The following is a 2943-nucleotide window of genomic DNA, read 5'->3' as shown; positions in this document are numbered from 1 at the left end:
GATTGAATCCGAAAAAGATTATCCATCGAATTGGGCTGCGATCACGGCTATTGCGCCTAAGATTGGTTGTACGCCTGAAACTCTACGTATTTGGTATCAAAAATGTTTAGATAAACAAAACCCAATTAAAGTACAGCAACTTTCAGATCAAGAACGTATTAAACAACTCGAACGTGAAAATAAAGAACTGCAACGTGCTAACGAAATTCTACGTAAAGCAGCCGCTTTTTTCGCCCAGGCGGAGCTCGACCGCCCACACAAATAATGGTGGATTTTATCCATAACAATAAAGCGTTATATGGTGTTGAGGCGATTTGTAGAATTTTACCTATCGCACCTTCAACCTATTACCGGACTCTAGATCTCTGTGAAAATCTAGAACATCGAGCGAAACGAGATCTACATGATGAGCATCATGCTGAGCAAATCAAACGAATTTGGAAAGAAAGTTCAGGTCGATATGGTGTGCGTAAGGTCTGGCAACAATTGAAGCGTGAAGGTTATGTTATTCCACGTTGTACAGTGGTTCGCTTGATGCAGAAGTTAGGTATACAAGGTGTTTGGCGTGGTAAGAATAAACAAACCACCCGTAGCCGAGATGATCAAAAAAGAGCAGATGATTTAGTGAAACGTAATTTTACTGCTGATCATCCTGACCCTTGCGAAGCAATGCTTCTCAGGTCGCTGACTTCACGTATATTCAAACAAATTCAGGCTGGGTCTATACCGCATTTGTTATTGATGTGTTTTCACGTTCGATTGTTGGCTGGAAAGTATCAACACGTATGAATACAGATATGGTGCTTGATGCGCTGGAGCAAGCATTGCATGACCGAGGTATGCCAAAGAATGTGATTCATCATTCCGATAGAGGTGTTCAATATCTTTCTATTCGCTATACCAATCGTTTAGAAGCAGCAAATTTACGAGCATCAGTCGGTACGACCGGTGATTCATACGATAATGCTTTGGCTGAAACAGTGAATGGGTTATACAAAACAGAGGTGATTGAATATTTAAAAGCAGATTGGCAAGGTTTAGCGGATGTACAACTTGCGACATTAAATTGGGTAGATTGGTTCAATAAAAAGCGTGTACATAGTGCACTCGGTTATGTATCGCCTTTTGAGTTTGAAGCAATGTACTATGATAAGATTAACCCGTTAGGTCAGGTGGCCTAACTTAAATAAAAAGTCTCCGACAAACCCGGTACGGTTCACCTCTCAAATAATTAGAATATCAACTGTATGATATTTAATAAAAGCCAACATGGCTTAGACCATTTCCAAATATATAAAGTAAAGCCAACAAAACTTTAAATGTATATAAAAAATGGTTAAATAATTGCAAGGGGGGCTTTAAAACGTTTTAATCGTAAAGCATTTCCTAGTACAAATATTGACGAGAGAGCCATTGCACCAGCAGCAAATACAGGAGAAAGTAGCAGTCCAAATTGCGGATAAAGTACACCTGCTGCAATAGGAATCAGAGCTGCATTGTAAACAAATGCCCAAAATAAATTTTCACGAATATTGGTTATAGTCGCTTTGCTTAAAGCGATAGCATTCGGCACTCCTTTCAGGTTGCCAGACATCAAAACCACATCAGCAGCTTCAATAGCTACGTCTGTACCTGTACCTATCGCTAAACCAATATCTGCTTCTGCAAGTGCAGGGGCATCATTAATGCCATCTCCAACATATGCGAGTTTACCATATTGATTTTTTAATTTTTTAACGGCCTCTATTTTACCTTCAGGTAAGACTTCTGCAATAACCTCATCAATACCTAGTTTTTTTGCAATCGCTTGAGCTGTATGACGGTTATCACCTGTAATCATGGCAACCTTTAAACCTAACTGATGTAACGCTTCAATTGCAGCAAATGTTGATTCTTTAATTGGATCTGCTACAGCAATAATGGCAGCAAGTTTCTGGTCAATCGCAACATAGAGAGGGGTTTTTCCTTCTTCTCCCAAACGATCCGAAAATTGAGAAAAAACATTAGGATTCAAACTTAGTTTTTCCATATATCGATCTGCACCAATATGAACCAAATGCTCAGAAACCTTCGCTTCTATTCCGTAGCCAGTCACTGATTTAAAATCAGCAATAGGAGACAGGATTAATTCCTTATCTATAGCTGCTTGTACAATTGCTCGAGCAATAGGGTGCTCAGACTTTGATTCAACGGCTGCCATCAGTGAAAGTACGGCATTGTATTCAAAACCTTCTAAGACATGCAGATCGGTTAAAACTGGTTTCCCTTCAGTCAGAGTCCCTGTTTTATCAACTGCAACCACTTTAGTTTCTTTGAGCAGCTGTAAAGCTTCACCTTTACGAAATAAAACCCCCATTTCAGCACCCCGCCCAGTTCCCACCATGATTGATGTAGGCGTTGCAAGTCCCATCGCACAAGGACATGCAATAATGAGTACAGCAACCGCGTTCACTAAACTAAAAGTTAGGGCTGGTTCAGGGCCGAAGATAAACCACGTAAGAAAAGTTAAAAGAGAGAGACCCATTACTACAGGTACAAACCACATGGTAATTTTATCAACCAATGCCTGAATAGGCAGCTTGGAACCCTGTGCCTGTTCAACCATTCGGATGATTTGAGAAAGCACTGATGAACTACCAACAGAGGTGGCTTTGATATTTAAGCTGCCACTTTGGTTAATTGTTCCTCCTACCACAGTAGAGCCTATCGTTTTTTCAACGGGCATAGGCTCGCCAGTAATCATGGATTCATCAATAAAACTTTGGCCGTGAATAACTTCACCATCGACAGGGATACGCTCACCTGGTCTAATCTCTACAATCGTTCCTGTTTGAACTTCGGCAATCGGAACTTCTATCACCTGATTATTGAGCTGTATTCTGGCAACTTTAGGCTGCATTCCAACTAGATGTTGAATTGCTAAAGACGTTCGGCCTTTTGCCT

General features: G+C 40.5%; 1 protein-coding gene, 1 pseudogene and 1 other annotated feature. Of the genes and pseudogenes, one reads left to right on the top strand and one right to left on the bottom strand.

Features of this window, described 5'->3' with window-relative positions; genetic code table 11:
* Window position 1: 1 nt before the first annotated feature.
* A pseudogene (locus SE27_RS13765) lies at window positions 2-1181 on the top strand (IS3 family transposase).
* Window positions 223-339: a sequence feature (AL1L pseudoknot), on the top strand. (Overlaps the previous pseudogene by 117 nt.)
* A gap of 155 nt (window positions 1182-1336) precedes the next feature.
* Here SE27_RS13765 and SE27_RS14775 read toward each other — a convergent pair.
* A partial coding sequence (locus SE27_RS14775) for a copper-translocating P-type ATPase (RefSeq protein ID WP_455550037.1) occupies window positions 1337-2943 on the bottom strand: 1607 nt, incomplete at its 5' end.

It is taken from the genome of Acinetobacter harbinensis (genome assembly GCF_000816495.1).
Lineage (GTDB): Bacteria > Pseudomonadota > Gammaproteobacteria > Pseudomonadales > Moraxellaceae > Acinetobacter > Acinetobacter harbinensis.
The sequence above is the reverse complement of the archived record's forward strand: the minus strand, read 5'-3'. Positions and strand labels throughout refer to the sequence as shown.